This is a genomic window from Nocardia brasiliensis (assembly GCF_011801125.1).
Lineage (GTDB): Bacteria > Actinomycetota > Actinomycetes > Mycobacteriales > Mycobacteriaceae > Nocardia > Nocardia brasiliensis_C.
Map to the genome: position 1 here is coordinate 2,931,909 of NZ_CP046171.1, position 19,189 is coordinate 2,951,097.

General features: G+C 69.2%; 17 protein-coding genes. 5 read left to right on the plus strand and 12 right to left on the minus strand.

Annotated features, from left to right (window positions below; translation table 11 throughout):
* Nucleotides 1–321 carry a helix-turn-helix domain-containing protein gene (locus F5X71_RS13385; RefSeq protein WP_238815873.1) on the plus strand — a complete coding sequence of 107 codons (321 nt, stop codon included), beginning with the start codon at nucleotides 1–3 and terminating at the stop codon, nucleotides 319–321.
* Between the two features lie 5 nt (nucleotides 322–326).
* Here F5X71_RS13385 and F5X71_RS13390 read toward each other — a convergent pair whose 3' ends face one another.
* On the minus strand, nucleotides 327–1,367 hold the full coding sequence (locus F5X71_RS13390; protein WP_167462232.1) for a fused (3R)-hydroxyacyl-ACP dehydratase subunits HadA/HadB: 1,041 nt from the start codon (nucleotides 1,365–1,367) through the stop codon (nucleotides 327–329).
* A 313-nt stretch (nucleotides 1,368–1,680) separates the two neighbouring features.
* Here F5X71_RS13390 and F5X71_RS13395 point away from each other — a divergent pair, with 313 nt between their 5' ends.
* Nucleotides 1,681–3,207, plus strand: coding sequence for a M1 family metallopeptidase (locus tag F5X71_RS13395; protein ID WP_167462233.1), 1,527 nt, complete (start codon nucleotides 1,681–1,683; stop codon nucleotides 3,205–3,207).
* 159 nt (nucleotides 3,208–3,366) lie between these two features.
* Here the strand turns inward: F5X71_RS13395 and F5X71_RS13400 are convergent, their stop codons facing one another.
* Together F5X71_RS13400 and F5X71_RS13405 are read right to left on the minus strand one after the other, a co-directional pair.
* On the minus strand, nucleotides 3,367–3,945 hold the full coding sequence (locus F5X71_RS13400) for a nucleotidyl transferase AbiEii/AbiGii toxin family protein (RefSeq protein ID WP_167466447.1): 579 nt from the start codon (nucleotides 3,943–3,945) through the stop codon (nucleotides 3,367–3,369).
* A gap of 248 nt (nucleotides 3,946–4,193) precedes the next feature.
* Nucleotides 4,194–5,342, minus strand: coding sequence for a lactonase family protein (locus F5X71_RS13405; protein WP_203218290.1), 1,149 nt, complete (start codon nucleotides 5,340–5,342; stop codon nucleotides 4,194–4,196).
* 363 nt (nucleotides 5,343–5,705) lie between these two features.
* Between F5X71_RS13405 and F5X71_RS13410 the strand changes: the two genes are divergently transcribed.
* Both F5X71_RS13410 and F5X71_RS13415 read left to right on the plus strand, forming a co-directional pair.
* The gene (locus tag F5X71_RS13410) at nucleotides 5,706–5,891 is read left to right on the plus strand and encodes a hypothetical protein (RefSeq protein ID WP_167462234.1); all 186 of its coding nucleotides are present in this window, start codon (nucleotides 5,706–5,708) and stop codon (nucleotides 5,889–5,891) included.
* 117 nt (nucleotides 5,892–6,008) lie between these two features.
* On the plus strand, nucleotides 6,009–7,889 hold the full coding sequence (locus tag F5X71_RS13415) for a cutinase family protein (RefSeq protein ID WP_275106782.1): 1,881 nt from the start codon (nucleotides 6,009–6,011) through the stop codon (nucleotides 7,887–7,889).
* A gap of 11 nt (nucleotides 7,890–7,900) precedes the next feature.
* On the opposite strand, the gene F5X71_RS13420 is transcribed toward F5X71_RS13415, so the two are convergent.
* The 9 genes from F5X71_RS13420 to F5X71_RS13460 are packed head-to-tail and all read right to left on the minus strand — an operon-like array spanning nucleotide 7,901 to nucleotide 16,661.
* Nucleotides 7,901–8,578, minus strand: a complete 678-nt coding sequence (locus F5X71_RS13420) for a GntR family transcriptional regulator (RefSeq protein WP_167462236.1) — start codon at nucleotides 8,576–8,578, stop codon at nucleotides 7,901–7,903.
* Nucleotides 8,579–8,631: 53 nt separating this feature from the next.
* Nucleotides 8,632–10,056 carry an amino acid permease gene (locus F5X71_RS13425; protein ID WP_167462237.1) on the minus strand — a complete coding sequence of 475 codons (1,425 nt, stop codon included), beginning with the start codon at nucleotides 10,054–10,056 and terminating at the stop codon, nucleotides 8,632–8,634.
* Between the two features lie 30 nt (nucleotides 10,057–10,086).
* Complete coding sequence (locus F5X71_RS13430) at nucleotides 10,087–11,088, minus strand: proline racemase family protein (RefSeq protein WP_167462238.1); 1,002 nt, start codon at nucleotides 11,086–11,088, stop codon at nucleotides 10,087–10,089.
* Entirely contained in the window at nucleotides 11,088–12,509 is a 1,422-nt protein-coding gene (locus F5X71_RS13435; RefSeq protein WP_167462239.1) for an FAD-dependent oxidoreductase, read from the minus strand. The genes F5X71_RS13430 and F5X71_RS13435 overlap by 1 nt, the downstream gene beginning before the upstream one ends.
* The gene (locus F5X71_RS13440; protein WP_167462240.1) at nucleotides 12,506–12,883 is read right to left on the minus strand and encodes a (2Fe-2S)-binding protein; all 378 of its coding nucleotides are present in this window, start codon (nucleotides 12,881–12,883) and stop codon (nucleotides 12,506–12,508) included. Before F5X71_RS13440 ends, F5X71_RS13435 begins: the two co-directional genes overlap by 4 nt.
* Nucleotides 12,880–13,038: a hypothetical protein gene (locus tag F5X71_RS13445; RefSeq protein WP_167462241.1), complete on the minus strand. Its 159-nt coding sequence runs from the start codon at nucleotides 13,036–13,038 to the stop codon at nucleotides 12,880–12,882. The genes F5X71_RS13440 and F5X71_RS13445 overlap by 4 nt, the downstream gene beginning before the upstream one ends.
* A complete protein-coding gene (locus F5X71_RS13450) occupies nucleotides 13,035–14,258 on the minus strand; it encodes an NAD(P)/FAD-dependent oxidoreductase (protein WP_174817058.1) in 1,224 nt (407 codons plus the stop codon). Before F5X71_RS13450 ends, F5X71_RS13445 begins: the two co-directional genes overlap by 4 nt.
* Nucleotides 14,255–15,694 (minus strand): aldehyde dehydrogenase family protein, encoded by a 1,440-nt coding sequence (locus F5X71_RS13455; protein ID WP_167462242.1) that lies wholly within the window; start codon nucleotides 15,692–15,694, stop codon nucleotides 14,255–14,257. Before F5X71_RS13455 ends, F5X71_RS13450 begins: the two co-directional genes overlap by 4 nt.
* Nucleotides 15,695–15,749: 55 nt before the next feature.
* Nucleotides 15,750–16,661, minus strand: coding sequence for a dihydrodipicolinate synthase family protein (locus F5X71_RS13460; RefSeq protein WP_167462243.1), 912 nt, complete (start codon nucleotides 16,659–16,661; stop codon nucleotides 15,750–15,752).
* 800 nt (nucleotides 16,662–17,461) lie between these two features.
* Between F5X71_RS13460 and ilvD the strand changes: the two genes are divergently transcribed.
* Nucleotides 17,462–19,174 (plus strand): dihydroxy-acid dehydratase, encoded by a 1,713-nt coding sequence (ilvD, locus tag F5X71_RS13465; protein ID WP_167462244.1) that lies wholly within the window; start codon nucleotides 17,462–17,464, stop codon nucleotides 19,172–19,174.
* Nucleotides 19,175–19,189: the final 15 nt, after the last annotated feature.

The following is a 19,189-nucleotide window of genomic DNA, read 5'->3' on the forward strand; positions in this document are numbered from 1 at the left end:
ATGGCGAGCGCCGCCGCGACATTGCTCGCGCATCCGGCCGGAGCCGGCTCGGCAGCGGAACTCGCCGCGCGAGCCCACCTTTCGACCTCGCGCTTCCTGCACCTGTTCGCCGCCCAGTCCGGTACCAGCTTTCGCCGCTACCGGCTCTGGGCGCGCGTCCTCTCGGTCGGGCGGGCCGTCTCGAAGGGCACCGACCTGACCACCGCCGCCATGGCAGCCGGCTTCGCCAGTCCCTCCCACCTGACCGACACGTTCCACACCATGTTCGGCCTGTCGCCCTCGCGGCTGCTGCCGGGGACGCGGCTCGTCGTGCTCGACTGAGCGGGTCAGCGGAGGCGGACCTCGGCCGTGGCGAGGCCGAAGATCTTGCGCCCGCCCGACTTCGCGATGATCGCGATGACGGCGCTGCGGGTCTTGGGGTCCAGCGACTTGACCCGGCCGGTGAATTCGATGACGCCGACGTTGCGGGCCGCGACGACGGTGTAGTTGGACAGGCGGACGCCGTAGCGGGTCAGCGCGCCCGGGTCGCCGAGCCAGCCGGTGACGAAGCCCGCGCCGAGGCCCATGGTGAGCATGCCGTGCGCGATCACGTCCGGCAGTCCGGTGAGTGCGGCGACGTCGTCGTGCCAGTGGATCGGGTTGGCGTCACCGGCCACCCCGGCGTAGTTCACCAGGTCGCCGCGCGTGAGCCGGGTGGTCCGGACGGGCAGCTCCGTGCCGATGGCGAGGTCTTCGAATCGAAGCGCGGTGTGCGGCAACCTGGTTCGGCTCACATCGGACAGAATCGACGCGACCGGGGTGCTCGCCTGCGGCTCGGGCGTCGGCGCGGAATCGGTGATGCGGGCGAACACCTCGATGCCGTGCATGATCACCCGCTCGATCGCCGCGCCGATGCCGTCGGCGACGTCTTCGGCGGTGAGGCCGACCACCGTGGTGTGCATGACCTGCATGACCTGCATGACCCGGCCGGACTGGTCGGAGAAGGTGTTCTTGACGGTGAGCAGGTCCTTGCCCGCGACCCGGCGCACCGCCTCGAGTTCGACGTCGCCGACCAGCCGGTCGCCGGTGACCACCGGCTGGTACATCTCGAAGACCTGGTCGGTCTGCACGAACCCGTCGTAGCCGGTGATCACGGTTTCGAAGAGCCTGCGGTTGGCGAGCATGGCCGCGATCGAGATGAACGTGGTCGGCGCGATCAGGCCGGTGTAGCCGAGCTCGTCGGCCGCGTCCTCGCTCCAGTGCGCGGGATGGAAATCCTGTACCGCCCGCGCGTATTCGCGGATCTTCTCCCGGCCGACCTCGTAGTAGTCGTCGGCCCGGTAGTGGTACCCGACCAAACCGGCCACGTCGAACGCTGCTTCTGTCACGCCGCTCCTCGTCTCGGAACTGTCAGGGGATGCCGATCGGCGCGCTCGCATCGCGGGACCGATGCGGTCGGCGATGTCGCCTGAACCATGTGCCGGGCAGCGTATCCGACCGGTCGCGATGCATTCGACCCAGCTCGGCCCGGCGGCACCGCTGAGGCCCGGAATCGACACCCGCCGCTGGTCCGCATTCCCCAGTTGATCTCCAGTCGAGCTGGTCGAACCGATGTGCTTGTCTGAAGCCGAAAGATCTTGGGCGAGACGCGAATACGCGTGCACGACACATTGGAGTTGAGTTATGACGAGGCGCTTTCCCGTGTTGCGCTCTGTATCGACAAGAGCCGTTCCGCTCCTGGTCGCGGCGGCCCTGATCGCGAACGGCGGCACGGCCGCCGCGGCGCCGTTGACCGGGATCGGTGATCCCAATTTCCCGAAGATCGGCAGTGCCGCGTACGACGTTTCCCACTACAGCATCGACCTGAAGTTCGACCCGTCCTCCGGTCGGCTGTCCGGGTCGACGACGATCACGGCGAAGGCCAAGCAGGACTTGAAGGCAGGCTCCGCGATCGGATTCGACTTCCTCTTGCAGACCCAGTCGGTGCTGATCGACAACAAGGCCGCCAAATACAAACTGGGCCAAGACAAGCTGGCCGTGACGCTGCCCGCTAACCTGGCCGTCGGCGCCGAGTTCACCACCGTGGTCGCCTACAACGACATCCCGTCCCGGGTGGCCAACGCCGCGGGCGCGCGCAACTGGGTGGAGAACCCCAACGGCGCGTTGATCTCCAACGAGCCCTTCTCGGCCGAATGGTGGTACCCGAGCAACGATCACCCCACCGACAAGGCGACCTACGCGGTGTCGGTGCTCGCGCCCGAGCAGCTCGACGTGCTCTCCAACGGCGTGGAAACCAGTGTGACGCAGAATATTCCGGGGTGGAAGCGGCACAACTGGCTCAGCAAGAACCCGCAGATGACCTACGCCACCTACCTCGCGATCGGCAAGTACGAGCGCGGCGGACAGGGCGCGGGCACGCCCGCCCGGCCCAATCTGACCGCCTACGCGACCGACCTGGATCCGACCGTGCGGGCCAACGCCAAGGCGAGCATCGAGCGCACTCCCGAGATCGTCGATTGGCTGTCGAGTCAGCTCACGCCGTATCCGTTCGAATCCACCGGTGGTGTGGTGGACGCGAAGATGGGCGGCTTCGCGCTGGAGACCCAGACCATCCCCACCTACACCGACGGGTTCTTCAAGCGCGGCAAGAACGATTCGGTCGTGGTGCACGAGAACGCCCATCAGTGGTTCGGCGATTCGACCTCGGTGGCCACCTGGAAAGACGGTTGGTTGAACGAAGGGTTCGCCAGCTACATGGAATACCTGTGGTCGGAGCACAACGGCACCGGCACGGCGGCCGAAATCGCCGATTACGCCTACGCCACCTCGACCCGGATCAATTGGGATGTCGTGCTGACCGATCCGGGGCCGGGCAATGTGCTGCCCGCCGAGCTGTACAGCCGCGGCGCCCTGGCCATCCAGGCCTTCCGCAGTGCGCTCGGTGACGACGATGTCTTCTACCGGATGCTGCGCGAATGGCTGAACAAGTACAAGTTCGGCAATGCCAAGGTCACCGACTTCATCGCGATGGCCGACGCCGTCACCGGACGCAGCACGAGCGCCCTGTTCAAGACCTGGCTGACCGATAAGGGCAAGCCGGCCTACAAGCCCTCGGACGCGACGTTCGACGGCGGCAAGCGGGGCGGCGCGCCGCGCTCGGCCGTCCCGGCGCCGCCGAAGCCCAAGGCGTGGGACGACCTGTACTCGGTCGTGACCGCGAAGCAGTAACCAGCACCACCGCAGAGCCGGGCCGCGTCCGCGTGGCCCGGCAGTGTGCTGCGGTCGACACTGCCGGGGAACGACGTGCGGGCATCCGGGCCGGAACTAGCTCGGTCGTGTACGGATGGCACCTACCGTGCGTCGAGGGCGATGATCGTGGGGGTGATCCTAGGCGTCCCACTGTCTGGTGGCGGGGTTCCAGGTGCCAGTGGTGATGGATTGATCGAGTAGTTGGTTCAAGCATCGGCCGAGGGTGGCCAGCGCGGTGTCGAGCTGGTGTAGCTCGGCGGGCAGGGAGCTGGTGTGTGCTTGCTTGGGGTAGGCGGTGCCCCGTTGGGGGCCGGGGCGGGTGATGGCGGCCGGCAGCGTGAGGTGGTCGCGTCGTTCTTGCTGAATGTGTAGTGCCCGTGTGGTTTTGGCGGCATCGAAGGGGAATCTGGCGATGATGAGCAGGAGGTCGACAAGGTCGTGCCAGCGAGTGGAGGGGGTGGCGTTGGTGCCGTGGACCTCGTACATGGCGGCGATTTTGTCGGCGATTTGATCCGCTAGTGACAGGCAGCGGAACTGGGGGAGTTCGGCGACGTCGGGGATGTGGAGGGTGGGTGTCGGGGCGACTCGGTCGGTGTCGCAGGCCAGTGTGGTTCGGATGGACAGGTCGATCGGGAAGGTGTGGATCTGGGCTGCGCCGAGGTAGACCGTTGCGACGAGTTTGGCGGCGTCGCCGAAGGTGCCAATAATTGCACTCAGGAGAAATTATCGGCGCTCATATTGTTGTTTAGGGGCATGGGGCCGCTGTCGACTGGGTGAACCCGTAGGTCTAGGGCCGGCCCGGAAGCGATCCCAGATCCGGGCGGGTACGGGCGATCGCCTCGGCGACGGCGTCGGCGACACGGTCGAGCAGCGGCAGCAACCCGGGGTGGGTCATGTGCGGTCCCTTCTGGGCGTCGGGACGTGCAGTATCCCAGCCCGGTGACCGGCATGGACAGCGAGTTTCGCTACCGCAACAGCGCGCAGGTCGCGGTCGGGAACTCGACGGCGACCGTGGCCGCGCCGGGCAGTCCGGTGAACGGATCGAGCGGCAGCGTGGTGATCGAATGGGACTTCTGGTTCGCGGCGTAGAGGCGGCGCCCGTCCGGGCTGAGGGTGAGCGCGCGCGGGAACTTCCCGCCGCACGGTGTGGTGGTGACCGGGATCAGGACCCCGTCACCGATGATCGCGAAGGTGGCGATGTTGTCGTGGCCGCGGTTGGCCAGGTATAGGAAGCGTCCGTCGCGCGCGACGACGGGCGCGGATGGGTAGTTGCGCTCGCCGCCGGTCGCGGTGTCCGCGGGCACGGACCGGCCCGGCCGCAGCTCACCCCGGTCCGCGCGCCACTCGCACACGGTCACCGTGGAATCGAGTTCGTTGGCGAGGAAAACGGTGCGGCCGTTGGGATGGAAGGTCAGGTGTCGCGGTCCGCTGCCCGGGGTCAGCGTGACCTGTGCGTGCTCGGTGAACTTGCCCGCGGCGAGGCGGTAGACGTACACGGAGTCCACGCCGAGGTCGACCGCGAGCACCCAGCGACCCGACGGGTCGATCAGCACCTGATGCGCGTGCGGACCGGTCTGCCGGTCGGGATCGGGCCCGCTGCCGCGGTGCCGGGCGACGTCGGTCACCGCGCCGAGGCGGCCGTCCGCGCCGACCGCGAGCGCACTGACACTACCCGAGGTGTAGTTCGCGGTGAGTACGGTGCGCCCGTCCGGCGTGACACACAGGTGGGTGGGCCCTTCGCCTTGTACCGCAACGGTATTCAAGACGGTCGGGGTCGCGCCGCGCAGATCGACCGCGGTGGCGGTGCCCGCCCCTGATCCCTCGTTCACCGCGTAGAGGTAGCGCCCGTCCGGGGACAGCGCGAGGAAGGACGGGTCCGCGACCTCGACGGTGCGCTCCACGGTCAGCCTGCCCGAGCGCCCGTCCATCGCGGCGACCCCGATCCCCCTGCCGCCCGCACCGTCGGAGGTGTAGCAACCGAGGAACGCGCGCGCACCGTTCGTCGCGCCCGCGGTCGCAGGCCATATCCCGCCCGCCGCGAACGCGGCACCGACACCCGCTGCCGCGCCGAACATTCCGAGCAGACGCCGCCGATCGATTTCGTCATCGCGCACGGGACTATCCTTTCCTCGTGCGGGCACTTTCCCCGCGTTCGGGCAAGAATCTCCCAATTGTGCGCGGCCCGCAAGGGGTGCAATCCAAATTGCACGGCATGCAACGTAAATGGTGTCGCGTTGCGTATTTCGTATTGCGCGGCAGCGGTTCTCAATCGCGGGAAAATAGCGCGCGTCGCCCGGTGGACCGGTTCGGCGGCGCCGCGGTGTGGAGTGGGGAGAACGGATTTCGGCTCGGCACCTGCTCTTGCCTGGACCTGCGGGGTAGGCGCAACTTCCCCAGTTGAACCGGTCTGGACGCGAACAGGGTTGCGGGGGAGTCTGGTTGCTGCAAACACCGGTAATAGACAGGCGGTTCTAGACATGTCGGCTTTCACCAGCATCATGGATTCGGTCAATATCATTGCCGCTGGCTCGGGTTCCAGTGACGAATCGAGTTCGCTCAGCAGCAGCACCGGTTCGTCCGGCGGCGGATCGATCGGGGACAGCATCGATTTGCTCAAATTGAGCCTGAAACTGCTTTCCACCATTGTCGGTCACTTGTCCTGACCTGGAATTCGCGACCATTCAGCGCGGCGACCACGGTTGTCGCGCTGAAAGTCGTACGCCCTCTTGCTCGTCCGACCGCACGGCGGCGAGTACCCGATCGATATCGGTGAGGTTCTGATGCCTGTCCTGCCTTCGTCCAAGCGCTGCGTCGTGGCCACGCTGATGGCCGTCGGTGTCACCCTCGGTGCCACCGGAGTCGCCTCTCCGGCCAGTGTGCACACCAGATCCACCGGCTGCGCGGACACCTTCAATCTGTTCATCCCCGGCACCTGGGAGACCAACGAGGCCGCCGATCCGGCCCAGCCGGTCGGCATGCTGAGACCGATCGCCGAAGCGATCCAGCGCGAGCACGGTGCGGGCTCGGCCATCTACTTCACGCCCTACATGGCGCGGGCCTTCGACAACGGGCACACCTATGCCGACAGTAAGAACACCGCGCTCACCAACGCCCGCAAGGCGCTGCGGGACTACGGAACCCGCTGCGCCGCGGCGAAGTTCACCATCACCGGCTATAGCCAGGGTGCGGACGCCGCCGGTGACATCGCCTCCGACATCGGCAACGGACGCGGCCCGATCTCGGCCGATCGGGTGCTCGGCGTCGGACTGCTGTCCGACCCGGCGGCGGGCACCATGGGGGAGACCGCGGTCGGCCCCCGCACCGCGGGCAAGGGGATCGCCGACCCGCGCCCGCGCGGCATGGGCGCGCTCTCGGGCCGGGTCACCTCCATCTGTGACCCCAACGACCTGTACTGCTCGATCCAGAAGAACGCGAATCCGCTACTCGGGCAATTGGGTTCGCTGCTGAGCAAGCTACCGAGCGACTCCAGGCTCGCCGACGCGTTGACGTCGGACTTCTCGAAGGCGAACCTGCCGGGCCTGGCCGCCGCGGTGCGCGAGCTCGCCGCGGGGCTGCTCGATCCGCGCGGTGTCGATCTGACCAAGGTGCGCGAGCGGGCCGACCTGGTGGAGCAGACCATCCGGCCGCTCGCCGAGCTGGTCGGTTCCGGCGCGGCCGTGAAGCAGTTGTCATCGGCCCCAGCGGGTTCGGCGGAGAGCAACGCTGGCAAGGTACTGCACGGCGCCGCGCAGTCGGACCTGCCCGGCGCGGTGTCGGCGGCCAACACCATCGCGGGCAACGCCACCGACCTGTTGAACAACGGCGTCGAGACGCTGCCGCCCGGTTCGCCGGATGTGGCCAGGTTGAGCAGCCTGGCGGATTCACTCAACGGCCGGGTCGAGGTGCTGATCTCGCTGCCCGCCGGTGTGCTGGAATCCGCGGCGGGGATTCTGGCGCTGCTCAAACCGAGCGAGATGGTCAACCAGGCACTCGATGTCGTCGCGAAGGTCACCACGCTCGACTTCCGCGGCATCCTGGACAACCTGGCGGTGCTGCCGCAGAAGGTGCTCGCCCGCGACGCCGCGGGTGCGCACGCGATCGCGGGCACACTGAACAACCAATTGCGCCCGCTGGTCGACCTGCTTGCCGCGGTAGACGTGAAATGGGTGTCCCAGGTGCTGTCGATGGTGCCGAATTCGCAAGGCTACCTGCACATCGCGCGGATCGCGGCGTCGGTGCTCGCCACCATCGATATTCCGAAACTGGCCGAGATCGCGGGGCGGATCCAGGAGGTCGCCTGGTCGGTGCTGGAGAAACTGGCGCCCCCGCCCGGTCAGCAACCCGACCCCGCGGGCGCGGCCGCCGCGCTCTCGGCGCTGCTGCCGATCGGACAGGACCTGGCCGGCGTCGCGATGGGCATGCTCACCGCCGAGCGCGAGGACGCCGGGCTCGACGACCTGACCGCCGCGCTCGCCACGTCGAAACAGGGGCAGGGCGTCGAGATCAACCTGTTCGACCTCATCGGTGACGGCCTAAGCGCAGCAATGTTTTTCGCCTCAAACGCGCACGTGAACTACGGCGCGCTGATCGTCGACGAGACCGGCCGCAACGCCATCGGCTGGCTCGGTGACTGGTTGAACTCGCGCATCGGACCGAGGTGAGCGGCTTGGGCTCAGGAGGCGTCCTTGTCGGGTGCGTTCCCCGGAGCCCAGAGCCCGCGCACATGTCCGATGTGATCGCGCAGGAAGTTCTCCACCTCCGCTGCTCTGCGCTGCTCGATCAGGTCGACGATGGTGTGGTGCTCCTGCGCCGATTTCTCCAGCTCGCCGCGCGCGACCAGCGCGGCCAGCCCGAGCAGCCGGGTCTGGGCGCGCAGGTCGCTGACGATCTGCGACAGGCGCGGATTGCGGCAGTAGGCCAGCAGCATGAGATGGAATCGGCGATCGGCGTCGACGTATTCGACCAGATCGCCGCGCTTGGCCGCGTCGACGATCTTGTCGGCGGCCGCGCGCAGCCCTGGCAGATCCGCGGGCGGGATGGCATCGACGATGGACCCGACGCTGGGCGGCTCCAGCAGCAGCCGGATCTTGGCGATCGCGTCGAGGTCCTCGTCGGAGGCCTCGGTGACGCGGAAACCCTTGTTCGGCACCGAGATCACCAACCCCTGCTTCACCAGGTCCAGCATCGCCTCCCGCACCGGCGTGGCGGAGACGCCGAAGCGCTCCGACAGCCAGGGCGCGGAATAGAGCACGCCGGGTTCGAGCTCGCCGGAGATGATCGCGGCGCGCAGGGCGTCCGACACATGGTCGCGCAGCGTCGGGCGCTTGCGGGTGTCCAATCGTTCGATCATCTGTGTGCTCCGGTTATCTGCTGGTGGGCCAGGCCCCGTCGGTATCAGAATAGTTAGCCGTCAACGGCGTTCAGCTTGGCGTTGCGGTAGCTGAAGCCGAAGTACAGCGCCACCCCGAGCAGCAGCCAGAGCACGAACCGCAGCCAGGTGACCCAGGTGAGATGGCTGATCAGCCACACCGAGAAGCCGATGCCGATCAGCGGCACCACCGGCACCAACGGGGTACGGAAGGTGCGCTCGGCCTCGGGGCGTGTCCGGCGCAGCCACACCACACCGATCGCGACGACGATGAAGGCCATCAGAATACCCACGTTCGTCAGCTCGGCCGCCTCGCGGATCGGCAGGAACCCCGCGATCAGCGCGGAGACGACGCCGACCGGCCAGATCACCCGGGTCGGCACCTTGCGGCGCGGATCGGACTTGCCGAAGTAGGCGGGCAGCAGACCGTCGCGGCTCATCGCGAAGCCGACCCGGGTGACCGCGAGCATGTTGGCGAAGGCCGACGTGGTCACGCCGACCACCGCGCCGACCGCGATGACCAGGCCGAGGATGCCCATCCCGATGCTGTCGAACGCGCTGGAGAACGGCGCGGAGACGTTGATGTCGGTGTAGTTGACCATGCCGACGATGACCAGACAGACCAGCAGATAGACCACCGAGGCGATGCCGAGGCTGATCATGATCGCCTTCGGCAGCAGCTTCTTGCCGTCGGTGGACTCCTCCGCCGCCGCGCTCATCGCGTCATAGCCGTACACGGCGAAGAACGCCAGCGCCGCGCCGGACACCGCGCCGCCGACGCCGAACGGGAAGAACGGTGTGTAGTTGCCCGCCTTGATGTGGAACGCGCCCGCGACGACCACGATCGCGACGATCGCCATCTTCAGCACGACGAGCCCGGTCTGCACGCGCGCCGACTCCCGGGTGCCTCGCGCGAGCAGCCACGCCAGCAGCAGGCACAGCAGCACCGCGAACAGGTCGACCTTGTGCCCGGCCCCGGTGCCCGGCGCGCCCAACGCCCAAGTGGGCAGGTCGAATCCGAAGTAGTGGGTGATGTAGTTCAGGTATCCGGAGACCGCGATCGCCACCACCGACACGATGGCGGTGTATTCGAGCAGCAGATCCCACCCGATCAGGAAGCCGACGATCTCACCGAGGGAGACGTAGGCATAGGTGTAGGCCGAGCCCGCGCGCGGCACCATCCCGGCGAACTCGGCGTAGCAGAGACCCGCCGCGCCGGAGGCGACGATGGCGATGGCGAACGAGAGCAGGACACCGGGGCCTGCCACCTCGTTGGCCACCACACCGGCCAGGGAGAACACCCCCGCGCCGACCAGGCCGCCGAGACTGAGCGCGACCAGCTGCCACAGGCCCATGCTCTTGGTGAAATCGCCGGTGTCGCTGACGGTTACGGGCATGCGGCGCAGGATTGTGGCCCGGGAGATGGGCGGGTGGGTGGGGCGGGTGCTGACAGGCTTCATTGCCGGGCCTTTCGGGGGTGCAGCGGTGAATCAGAAGACGAAGCCCTCGGGGAAGGGATCCGACGGGTCGAGCAGGTAGGTGGCGGTGCCGGTGAGCCAGGCACGTCCGGTGACGGCGGGCACGATCGCGGGGCGCGCGCCGACCGTGGCCGAGGCGACGGCGCGGGCGAAGAAGGTGGTGCCGATGAACGAATCGTTCTGTAGCACTTGCCCTTCGGTGAGCAGGCCGCGGGCGTGCTGGCGGGCGAGCAGGGCGGAGGTGCCGGTGCCGCAGGGGGAGCGATCGAACCAGCCGGGATGGATGGCCATCGCGTGGCGGGTGTGTTCCGGCGTCGAGGCCGGGTCGAGGAACAGCACGTGTTTGCAGCCGGTGATGCGCTCGTCCTCCGGATGAACCGGAAGGCGGGACTCGTTGACGGCCTGCATGATTCGGAGTCCGGCCGCGAGAATCCGATCCTGATGGGCGCGGTCGAACGGCAGCCCCACCTCGGCGAGATCGACGATGGCGTAGAAGTTTCCGCCGTAGGCCAGGTCGTAGCGCACCGGGCCCAGCTCGGGCACCTCCACCTTGTTGTCGAGGCTGTCGCAGTAGGCGGGCACGTTGCGCAGCGTCACCGAATCGGCGTGCCCGCCGCTGACCGCGACCTCGGCGACCACCCGGCCTGCCGGGGTGTCCAGGCGGATCTCGGTGACCGGTTCGGTGACCGGCACCATGCCCGCCTCGACCAGCGCGGTCGCGACGCCGATGGTGCCGTGCCCGCACATCGGCAGCAGGCCGCTGACCTCGATGAACAACACACCGAAGTGGCCGTCCTCGGTGGTGGCCGGTTGCAGGATCGCCCCGCTCATCGCCGCGTGTCCGCGCGGCTCGTTGACCAGCAGCTTGCGCAGGCCGTCGCGGTGTTCGGCGAAGTTGACGCGTCTGGCGGCCATGCTGTCGCCGGGAATCGTGCCGACGCCGCCGGTGATCACCCTGGTCGGCATCCCCTCGGTGTGGGTGTCGATCGCCGAGATGAGCATGGTGCTTCGCATCAGAAGGGTCCTTCGTTGTCGAGATCGGCCAGTTCACGCAGCCGCACGGGCGCGGCGAGCGGGCGCCGGGCCGGCGTTGCCGCCGCAAGCCCGGGTGCCTCGGCGCCGTCGGCGCACGAATGCCTGCGCAGCGCTTCGATATTCGCCGCGCACATCCGGCCCTGGCACGGGCCGAGGCCGGCGCGGGTGGCCAGTTTGGTGGCGCGGTAGCCGTCGCCGGTGGTGCGGGCCCACGCGGCCGTCAGCTCGGCGTGTGTGGTGCCTTCGCAGCGGCAGCACACGGTGTCCGGCAGCGCCCAGCTCAGTACGCCGGGCCGGATAGGGTGCGCCGCGGCCAGCCGGGCGACGAACTGTTCGGCGCTGCGATGCCGCGCGCGCAGGCCGCGCCCCGCGCTCGCGCCGGCGGCGGCGAGCCCGGCGACGGCGCCCTCGACCGCGGCCACCTGAGATCCCCCGATGCCGGTGAGTTCGCCTGCTGCCCAGACACTCTCGGCAGTGGTGCGCTGCTGTGCGTCGACTATGACGAAGCCGTCCGCGGTGAGCGCGGCACCGGCAGCGACCGCGAGCTCGTGCTGCGGGGTGAAGCCGTGCGCCACCGCGACCGCGTCGACCGCCACCGTGCGCAGGCTGCCGGGGATCGGCGTCCAGTCCGCGTCCAGGCGCGCGATCGTGGCCTGCTCGGCCCGGCCCGCGCCCGCGACCGCCACCACCGCGTGCGCGGTGCGCAGCGGGACGCGGTGGCGGAGCCCGGCGGCGGCGTATTCGATCAACTCGGCCGCCTTGCCCGCGCTGTGGCGCAGTTGCCAGGGGCGGGCCAGCCATTCCCGGCCGATCCGGCGTGCCGGGTTGGCCTCCAGGATCGCCTGCACCCGGGCACCGCCCGTGAGCAGCGACTGTGCCACCGGAAGCAGGAAAGGCCCTGTGCCGGAGATCAATACGGACTTTCCGACCAGCAGTCGCTGCGTCTTGGCGAGGGTTTGCACGGCGCCCGCGGTGTAGACACCGGGCAGATCCCAGCCGGGGAAAGGGCATACGCGGTCGTAGGCGCCGGTGGCGATGATCAAGGCGTCGCCGCGGATTTCACGATGGGTGCGCGCCTCGCCCTCGATGCCCTGGAACAGCCGCACGATCGGGCAGCCACCGTCCTGGGCACGTTCGATCTGATAGACCGCGGCCCACGAAAGGTATTCGCAGCGTGGGTGTTCGGCGAGTCGCCCGGCCAGCCGCGCCGCCGCCCGGTACCCGTGCCCGATCCGCAGCGGCTGCCGCACACCGTATCCGGCGGGGATGCGCCGGTTGTACTGGCCGCCGAGCGTCTCGTTCGCATCGATCAGCGTCACGCGCGCACCCGAGCGCAGCGCCGCCGCCGCGGCCGCCGTTCCGGCGGGGCCGCCGCCGATCACGACTATCTGCCTGGTCATCGGTGACTGTCCTCGCCCTCGGCAGCTGCCCACGCGCGGTCTCCGATCGGTTCGCGGTAAGAGGGCGCTGCGATGTCGGCGCGCGACTGGGTGTGCACGGTGTCGCCGTCGCGGGCGGGCCGGCGGCACAGCCGCACATCGGGGCTGCCGTTGACGGTGGCGACGCAGTCGAAACAGACGCCGATACCGCAGAAGACGCCGCGGCCGCCGCCGGTCGGCGCGGTGCGCCAGTGGTCGCGGCCGTCGGCCAGCAGGACGGTGGCCAGCGTCTGGCCGTGTGCGCCGCGCACGGAGACGCCGTCGACGGTGATGGTCAGTGGCCGATCGGAACGCCCGACGGGATCGTTGTCCTCGGGTATCAGCTGTGCGCTCACGCGGCCACCTCACGGTCGGGTGCGACCAGCGCACGCGTGTTCGGGAGCAGGACTTGGTGGCAGGCCGACGGTCTGCGGGCAGGCGTCAGGCCGGGTATGGCGCTGCCGGTCAGCAGCCGCTCAGGGGAGCGGGTCGCGGGGGGATCGTGGCTCATCGCAATGCTTTCTCGGTGGTGGCCGTCGTGCGGACGGCCGGACGATCGACGGTGAAGGCCGCCAGCTCCGTGCCGTCGCGGTCACCGGTCAGTGCGGCGTGGATCAGTTCGGCGGTGCCGACGGACAGGCCGATGCCCGCGCCCTCGTGCCCGGTCGCGTGCCACAGGCCGGGCAGGCGCGGGTCCGGCCCGATCACCGGCAGATGGTCGTCGACGTAGGGCCGGAAGCCGCCGTAGGCGCGCATGATCGCGACATCGGCCAGCATCGGATAGAGCCGGATCGCCCGGCGGGCGATGGCGGCCAGGCTGTCGGGTCGCAGCCGGTCGTCGAAACCGCATTGGCGCCGCGACGAGCCGAGCAGCAGCGGCCCGCCGCGGGTCGACTCCACCACCGCGGAGGACTGCAGTTCCGCGGCCGAACTACCGACGGCGCCAACGTAATCCGCGTCGTAGACCTTGTGGAAGACGGTCGGTGGCATGGGCGCGGTGATGAGCACGTCGCCGCGGCGCGGCCGCACCGCGATCGGTGCGCCGAGTGCCTCGGCGACCACCGCCGACCACGGGCCCGCCGCGTTGATCACGAGGTCGGCGTGCCGTGGCCCGCGGGTGGTCCGCACGCCGACCAGGCGCCCGCCGCGCAGCAGCGGGGAGAGTACCGCACAGTTCGTCTCTACCGAAGCGCCTGCGGCGACGGCGGATTCGAGCAGGGCGCTGGCCGCACCCGCCGGCTGTACCTGGGCATCATCGGGGTAGTACACGGCCGCGCACACGTCGCGGGTCAGCGCCGGTTCAGCGGCCGCGAGCTGGTCCGGGTCGAGTTGTTCGCAGCGCACGCCCGCCGCCCGCTGCCGCGCGGCGAACTCGGCCAACGCGACCGCGCCCGGCTCCGTGGTCGCAACGACGATGCCGCCCTTGGGTTCCCATTCGACCGCGGCGGCGTCGGTCGGGTGTCGTTGCGCGATGCGGGCGAGCACCTCGGGCCACAGCCGCCGGGACAACTGGGCCAGCCGCAATTCGGGCCCCGGCCCCTTGTCCGAGACGAGCACGTTGCCTTCGCCGTGTGCCGTGGTGCCGGAGGCGATGCCGCCGCGCTCGCAGACGCGCACCGTGGCGCCGGCCAGCGCGAGCCGGTCGGCGATGGCGCAGCCGATCATGCCGCCGCCGATGATCAGCACGTCGGTGCCCCGCAGGGTCGGGGAGTGGGGCGGGAGCTCGGTCATCGCGGCGGCGCCCCGTTCACCGAGCGCGGCACCGAAAGCGGGTTGTCGGTGCGCAATTCGAGCGGCAGCAGCTCCTCGGGGACGGACTGGTAGACGACCGGACGCAGGAATCGGGCGATCGACGCGGTGCCGACCGAGGTCGACGACGGGGCGGTGGTCGCAGGGTAGGGGCCGCCGTGCTGCTGGGCGTAGGTCACCGACAGCCCGGTGGGCCAGCTGTTCCAAAGCACGCGCCCCGCCACGTCGACCGCGGCCGCGACGAGCGCGCGGGCGGTGTCGTCGGTTGGCTCGCCGAACACCGTCGCGGTGAGCTGACCGCCCATCGCCCGCGCCAGCTCGAGCAACTCGGCGGTGTCCCGATAGGTGACCAGAAGCGTTGCCGGGCCGAACATTTCCTCCAGCAGCGGATCGGGGTCGGCCAGTACGGCACGCGCGGTGGTGCCGAGCAGCAGGGCCTGGTCCGGGCCGCCGCCGCCCAGTACTTCGACCGCCTCGTGGCCACGCACCCGCGCGACGACCTTGCCGAAGCCCGCCGCGATCGTCTCGTTGAGCAGCTCGCCGGTGGGTACCGGCCGCGTGCGGATCAGCTCGGTGAGTTCGTCGAGGACGGGCGCGCCGACGGGCACCGCGACCAATCCCGGCTTGGTGCACAGTTGGCCCGCGCTCGCGCTCACCGCGTTCAACAGTCCCGTGGCGATCTCCCCGGTGCGGCCGCGCGCGGCCTGCTCGGTGACGAAAACCGGGTTGATCGAGCCGAGTTCGCCGAAGAACGGGATCGGCACCGGGCGACGGCACGCCAGGTCGTAGAGTGCGCGCCCGCCCGCGGTGGACCCGGTGAACGCCGCGGCGGCGATATCGGGGTGGGTGAGCACCCGCACCCCGGCGTCCCGATCGAAGACGAGACCGAAAGTGCCACGCGGGGCGTCATTGTCGAGCAGTGTCTGCTCGATCAGGTCGCCGACCGCGCGGGACAGCAGCGGGTGTCCCGGGCTGGCCTTGACGATCACCGGGCAGCCCGCGGCGAGCGCGGCGGCGGTGTCCCCGCCCGCGACCGAGAAGGCGAACGGGAAGTTGCTCGCCGCGAAGTTGAGCACCGGACCGAGCGCGACGTTCATCCTGCGTAGGTCCGGGCGTGGCGCGCCCATCGGCCAATCCTGGTCCGCGGTGTCGATGCGGACGTCCAGATAGCCGCCGTCGAGCACGGTGCGCGCGAACAGTCGCAGCTGGAAGCTGGTGCGCCGCACCTCCGCGGTCAGCCGCGGCTCGGACAGGTGGGTCTCGCGCATCGCCAGCTCGATGAGCCGCGCGGCCTGCGCGTCCAGTCGGTCCGCGATGCCGTGCAGCACCCCGGCCCGCCCCGCCGATCCCAGTGCGGCCCACGGCTTCGCGGCCGCCGTCGCGGCCGCGACGATCGCGTCGACCGTGGTGTCGCTCATCGCCTTCTCCTCACTTGCCGTGTGCATCATGCGCCTTTTGAAACCGCTGGGTCGGTTATTGGTAACCCTTGGCCAGCACGTCCGCGGTGGCGGCCGTGATCTTGGCGTTCAGTTCGGGCGCGAGCGGGACGCGTGGCGGCCTGCACCCACCGCCGGGCCGACCGGCCAGGTCCATCGACAGCTTGATCGCGTGCACGAACTCGGTCTTGGAATCCCAGCGCAGCAGCTTGTGCAGGTCGCGGTAGAGGGGGAGCGCCTTGTCCAGGTCGCGGTTCACCGCGGCGTTGTAGAGCTCGACCGTCGCCTTCGGGATCGCGTTCGGGTAGCCGGCCACCCAGCCGACCGCACCGGCGATCCCCAGCTCGAGCACCACGTCGTCGGAGCCGACGAGCACGTCGAGTTCCGGTGCGAGCTCCTTGATCTCGTAGAAGCGCCGGACGTCACCGGTGAACTCCTTGACGCCGACGATCAACCCCTCGGCGTGCAGCTCGGCCAGGATGTCCGGCGTCAGGTCGATCCGGGTATCGATCGGATTGTTGTAGGCGACGATCGGCAGGCCGACCTCGGCGACGGTGCGGTAGTGCGCGAGCACCGAATCGCGGCCGCCGCGATAGGTGTTGGGCGGCAACAGCATCACCGCCTGCGCGCCCGCCTCGGCGGCCTGTGCCGCCCACTTGCGTGCCTGCAAGGCTCCGTATGCGGCGATGCCGGGCATGATGGTGAATCCAGCCGGGGCGGCCGCGACCGCGGTGGTCACGACGCGGGCGCGCTCGTCGTCGTCGAGGGTCTGGTATTCGCCGAGTGATCCGTTCGGGCTGACCCCGTGGCATCCGTTCGCCGCCAGCCATGCCACGTGCTCGCCGTAGGCGTCGTAGTCGACCGCGTAATCCGCCGTGAACGGAAGCGTCGTGGCCACCAGGACCCCATGCCAAGGCTTACTGGCAGCCGACGAGATCGATCCGGTCATAAGAGCCTCCCTCTGCGCGACGAACCGCGACATGTGCCGCCGTGCGCGTCATGTGACGTGTGACATTGCACAAGCTAGCGGAGTGATCCCGCTCACGCAAGGCTGTTTTGCGGTGCGGGCACGAGGGGGTGTGGCGGAACGGCTCGGCCCCGCGTCCGCGCGACACGGGGCCGAGTGTTCAGTGGTCGGTCAGAGACCGCCGAGGAGCAGGTGCAACAGATTTCCGACAATTTCGACCAAACCGGCGACCAGGCCCATTGTTCACTCCTTGTGGATCTGCGATTCGAAGAAGGGGTTCCTTTCTTCGATAAGGGAGCTTACCGAGATGGATGTTTCCGAACGGTTACATCTTGCTACGGAAAAGTTTCTCCGAAAAAATAACGACCAGTACTTGTCGTCTGGCATGGCCGGACTGCCCGTCTTGTGTGCATTGTGGCAAAAATGCTGTTGCGCAGGGGGTTTGGCGCGCTAGGCTGGAGGGTTCTCGGATGGCGGGTGATCGCCGCCGGTTCGTCGGCGTGATCAGCGAGCGGCTATTCGTGCGGCCCGGATTACTCATTGCGGCCTGTGGATCTATAGGCCGAAAATATTCTGTAAAGAATTCTGGAAAATGGATTCCGGTCGTCGATGCGAATATTCGAGTGGTCGATACGGGCCGCGTCGAACAGGTCGGTACTCGCCATTGTTGGGTCAGGTCGCGCACGGCACCCCGCGGCCCGCCCGAAGCGGCCGACGTGCGGTGCCCGCCGCGGCCGTTCGGGCGTGCCCGCCGGGGGACCGCATCGGCACGGAGGATGATGATGATCGTGCCCACTGATCCGAACACACCCGATATCAAGCCACGCAGCCGTGACGTCACCGACGGACTCGAGAAGACCGCGGCCCGCGGCATGCTGCGCGCCGTCGGCATGGGGGACGCGGACTGGGGAAAGTCGCAGATCGGCGTCGCCTCCTCGTGGAACGAGATCACCCCGTGCAACCTCTCGCTGGACCGGCTGGCCAAGGCCAGCAAAGAGGGGGTGTTCGCGGGCGGTGGCTACCCGATGGAGTTCGGCACCATCTCGGTGTCCGACGGCATCTCGATGGGCCATGAGGGCATGCACTTCTCGCTGGTGTCACGGGAGGTGATCGCCGACAGCGTCGAGACGGTGATGCAGGCCGAACGCCTCGACGGCTCGGTGCTGCTGGCCGGCTGCGACAAGTCGCTGCCCGGCATGCTGATGGCGGCCGCGCGGTTGAACCTGGCCAGCGTGTTCCTGTACGCGGGCTCGATTCTGCCCGGTATCGCCAAGCTGTCCGACGGCAGCGAGCGCGAGGTGACGATCATCGACGCGTTCGAGGCGGTCGGCGCGTGCTCGCGCGGTCTGATGAGCCGCGCCGACGTCGACGCCATCGAGCGGGCCATCTGCCCGGGTGAGGGCGCGTGCGGCGGGATGTACACCGCCAACACCATGGCCAGCGCGGCCGAGGCGCTCGGCATGTCGCTGCCGGGCAGCGCCGCCCCGCCCGCGACCGACCGGCGCCGCGACGGCTACGCGCGGCGCAGCGGCGAGGCCGTCGTCGAGTTGCTCAGGCGCGGCATCACCACCGCCGACATCCTCACCAAGGAGGCGTTCGAGAACGCGATCGCCGTGGTGATGGCGTTCGGCGGTTCCACGAACGCCGTGCTGCACCTGCTGGCGATCGCGCACGACGCGCGCGTCGATCTGACCCTCGACGATTTCGCCAGGGTCGGCCGCAGGGTGCCGCACCTGGCCGACGTGAAGCCGTTCGGCAGCCACGTGATGACCGACGTAGACCGCATCGGCGGCGTGCCGGTGATGATGAAGGCACTGCTGGATGCCGGTCTGCTGCACGGGGATTGCCTCACCGTGACCGGCCGGACCGTGGCGCAGAATCTGGCCGAGATCGCGCCGCCGGACCCCGACGGCAAGGTGGTGCGCGCCATGCGCGAGCCGATCCACCCGACCGGCGGCATCACCATCCTGCACGGCTCGCTCGCCCCCGGCGGCGCCGTGGTGAAGTCCGCGGGCTTCGACTCCGACGTATTCACCGGCACCGCACGGGTTTTCGAGCGCGAACGGGCGGCGATGGACGCGCTAGAGGACGGCACGATCGCCGCGGGCGACGTGGTGGTCATCCGCTACGAGGGCCCCAAGGGCGGGCCGGGGATGCGGGAGATGCTCGCCATCACCGCCGCCATCAAGGGCGCCGGTCTCGGCAAGGACGTGCTGCTGCTCACCGACGGCCGATTCTCCGGTGGTACCACCGGGCTGTGCGTCGGCCACGTCGCACCGGAGGCGGTGGACGGCGGCCCGATCGCGTTCGTGCGCGACGGGGATCGGATCCGGCTCGATGTCGGTGCGGGCACGCTCGATGTGCTGGTGGAGCCCGCCGACCTGGAGCAACGCCGCGCGGGCTGGAAGCCGTTGCCGCCCCGCTATACCCGCGGTGTGCTCGCCAAGTACTCGAAGCTGGTGGGCTCGGCGTCCGCGGGGGCGGTCTGCGACTGACGACGGTGCGCTCGG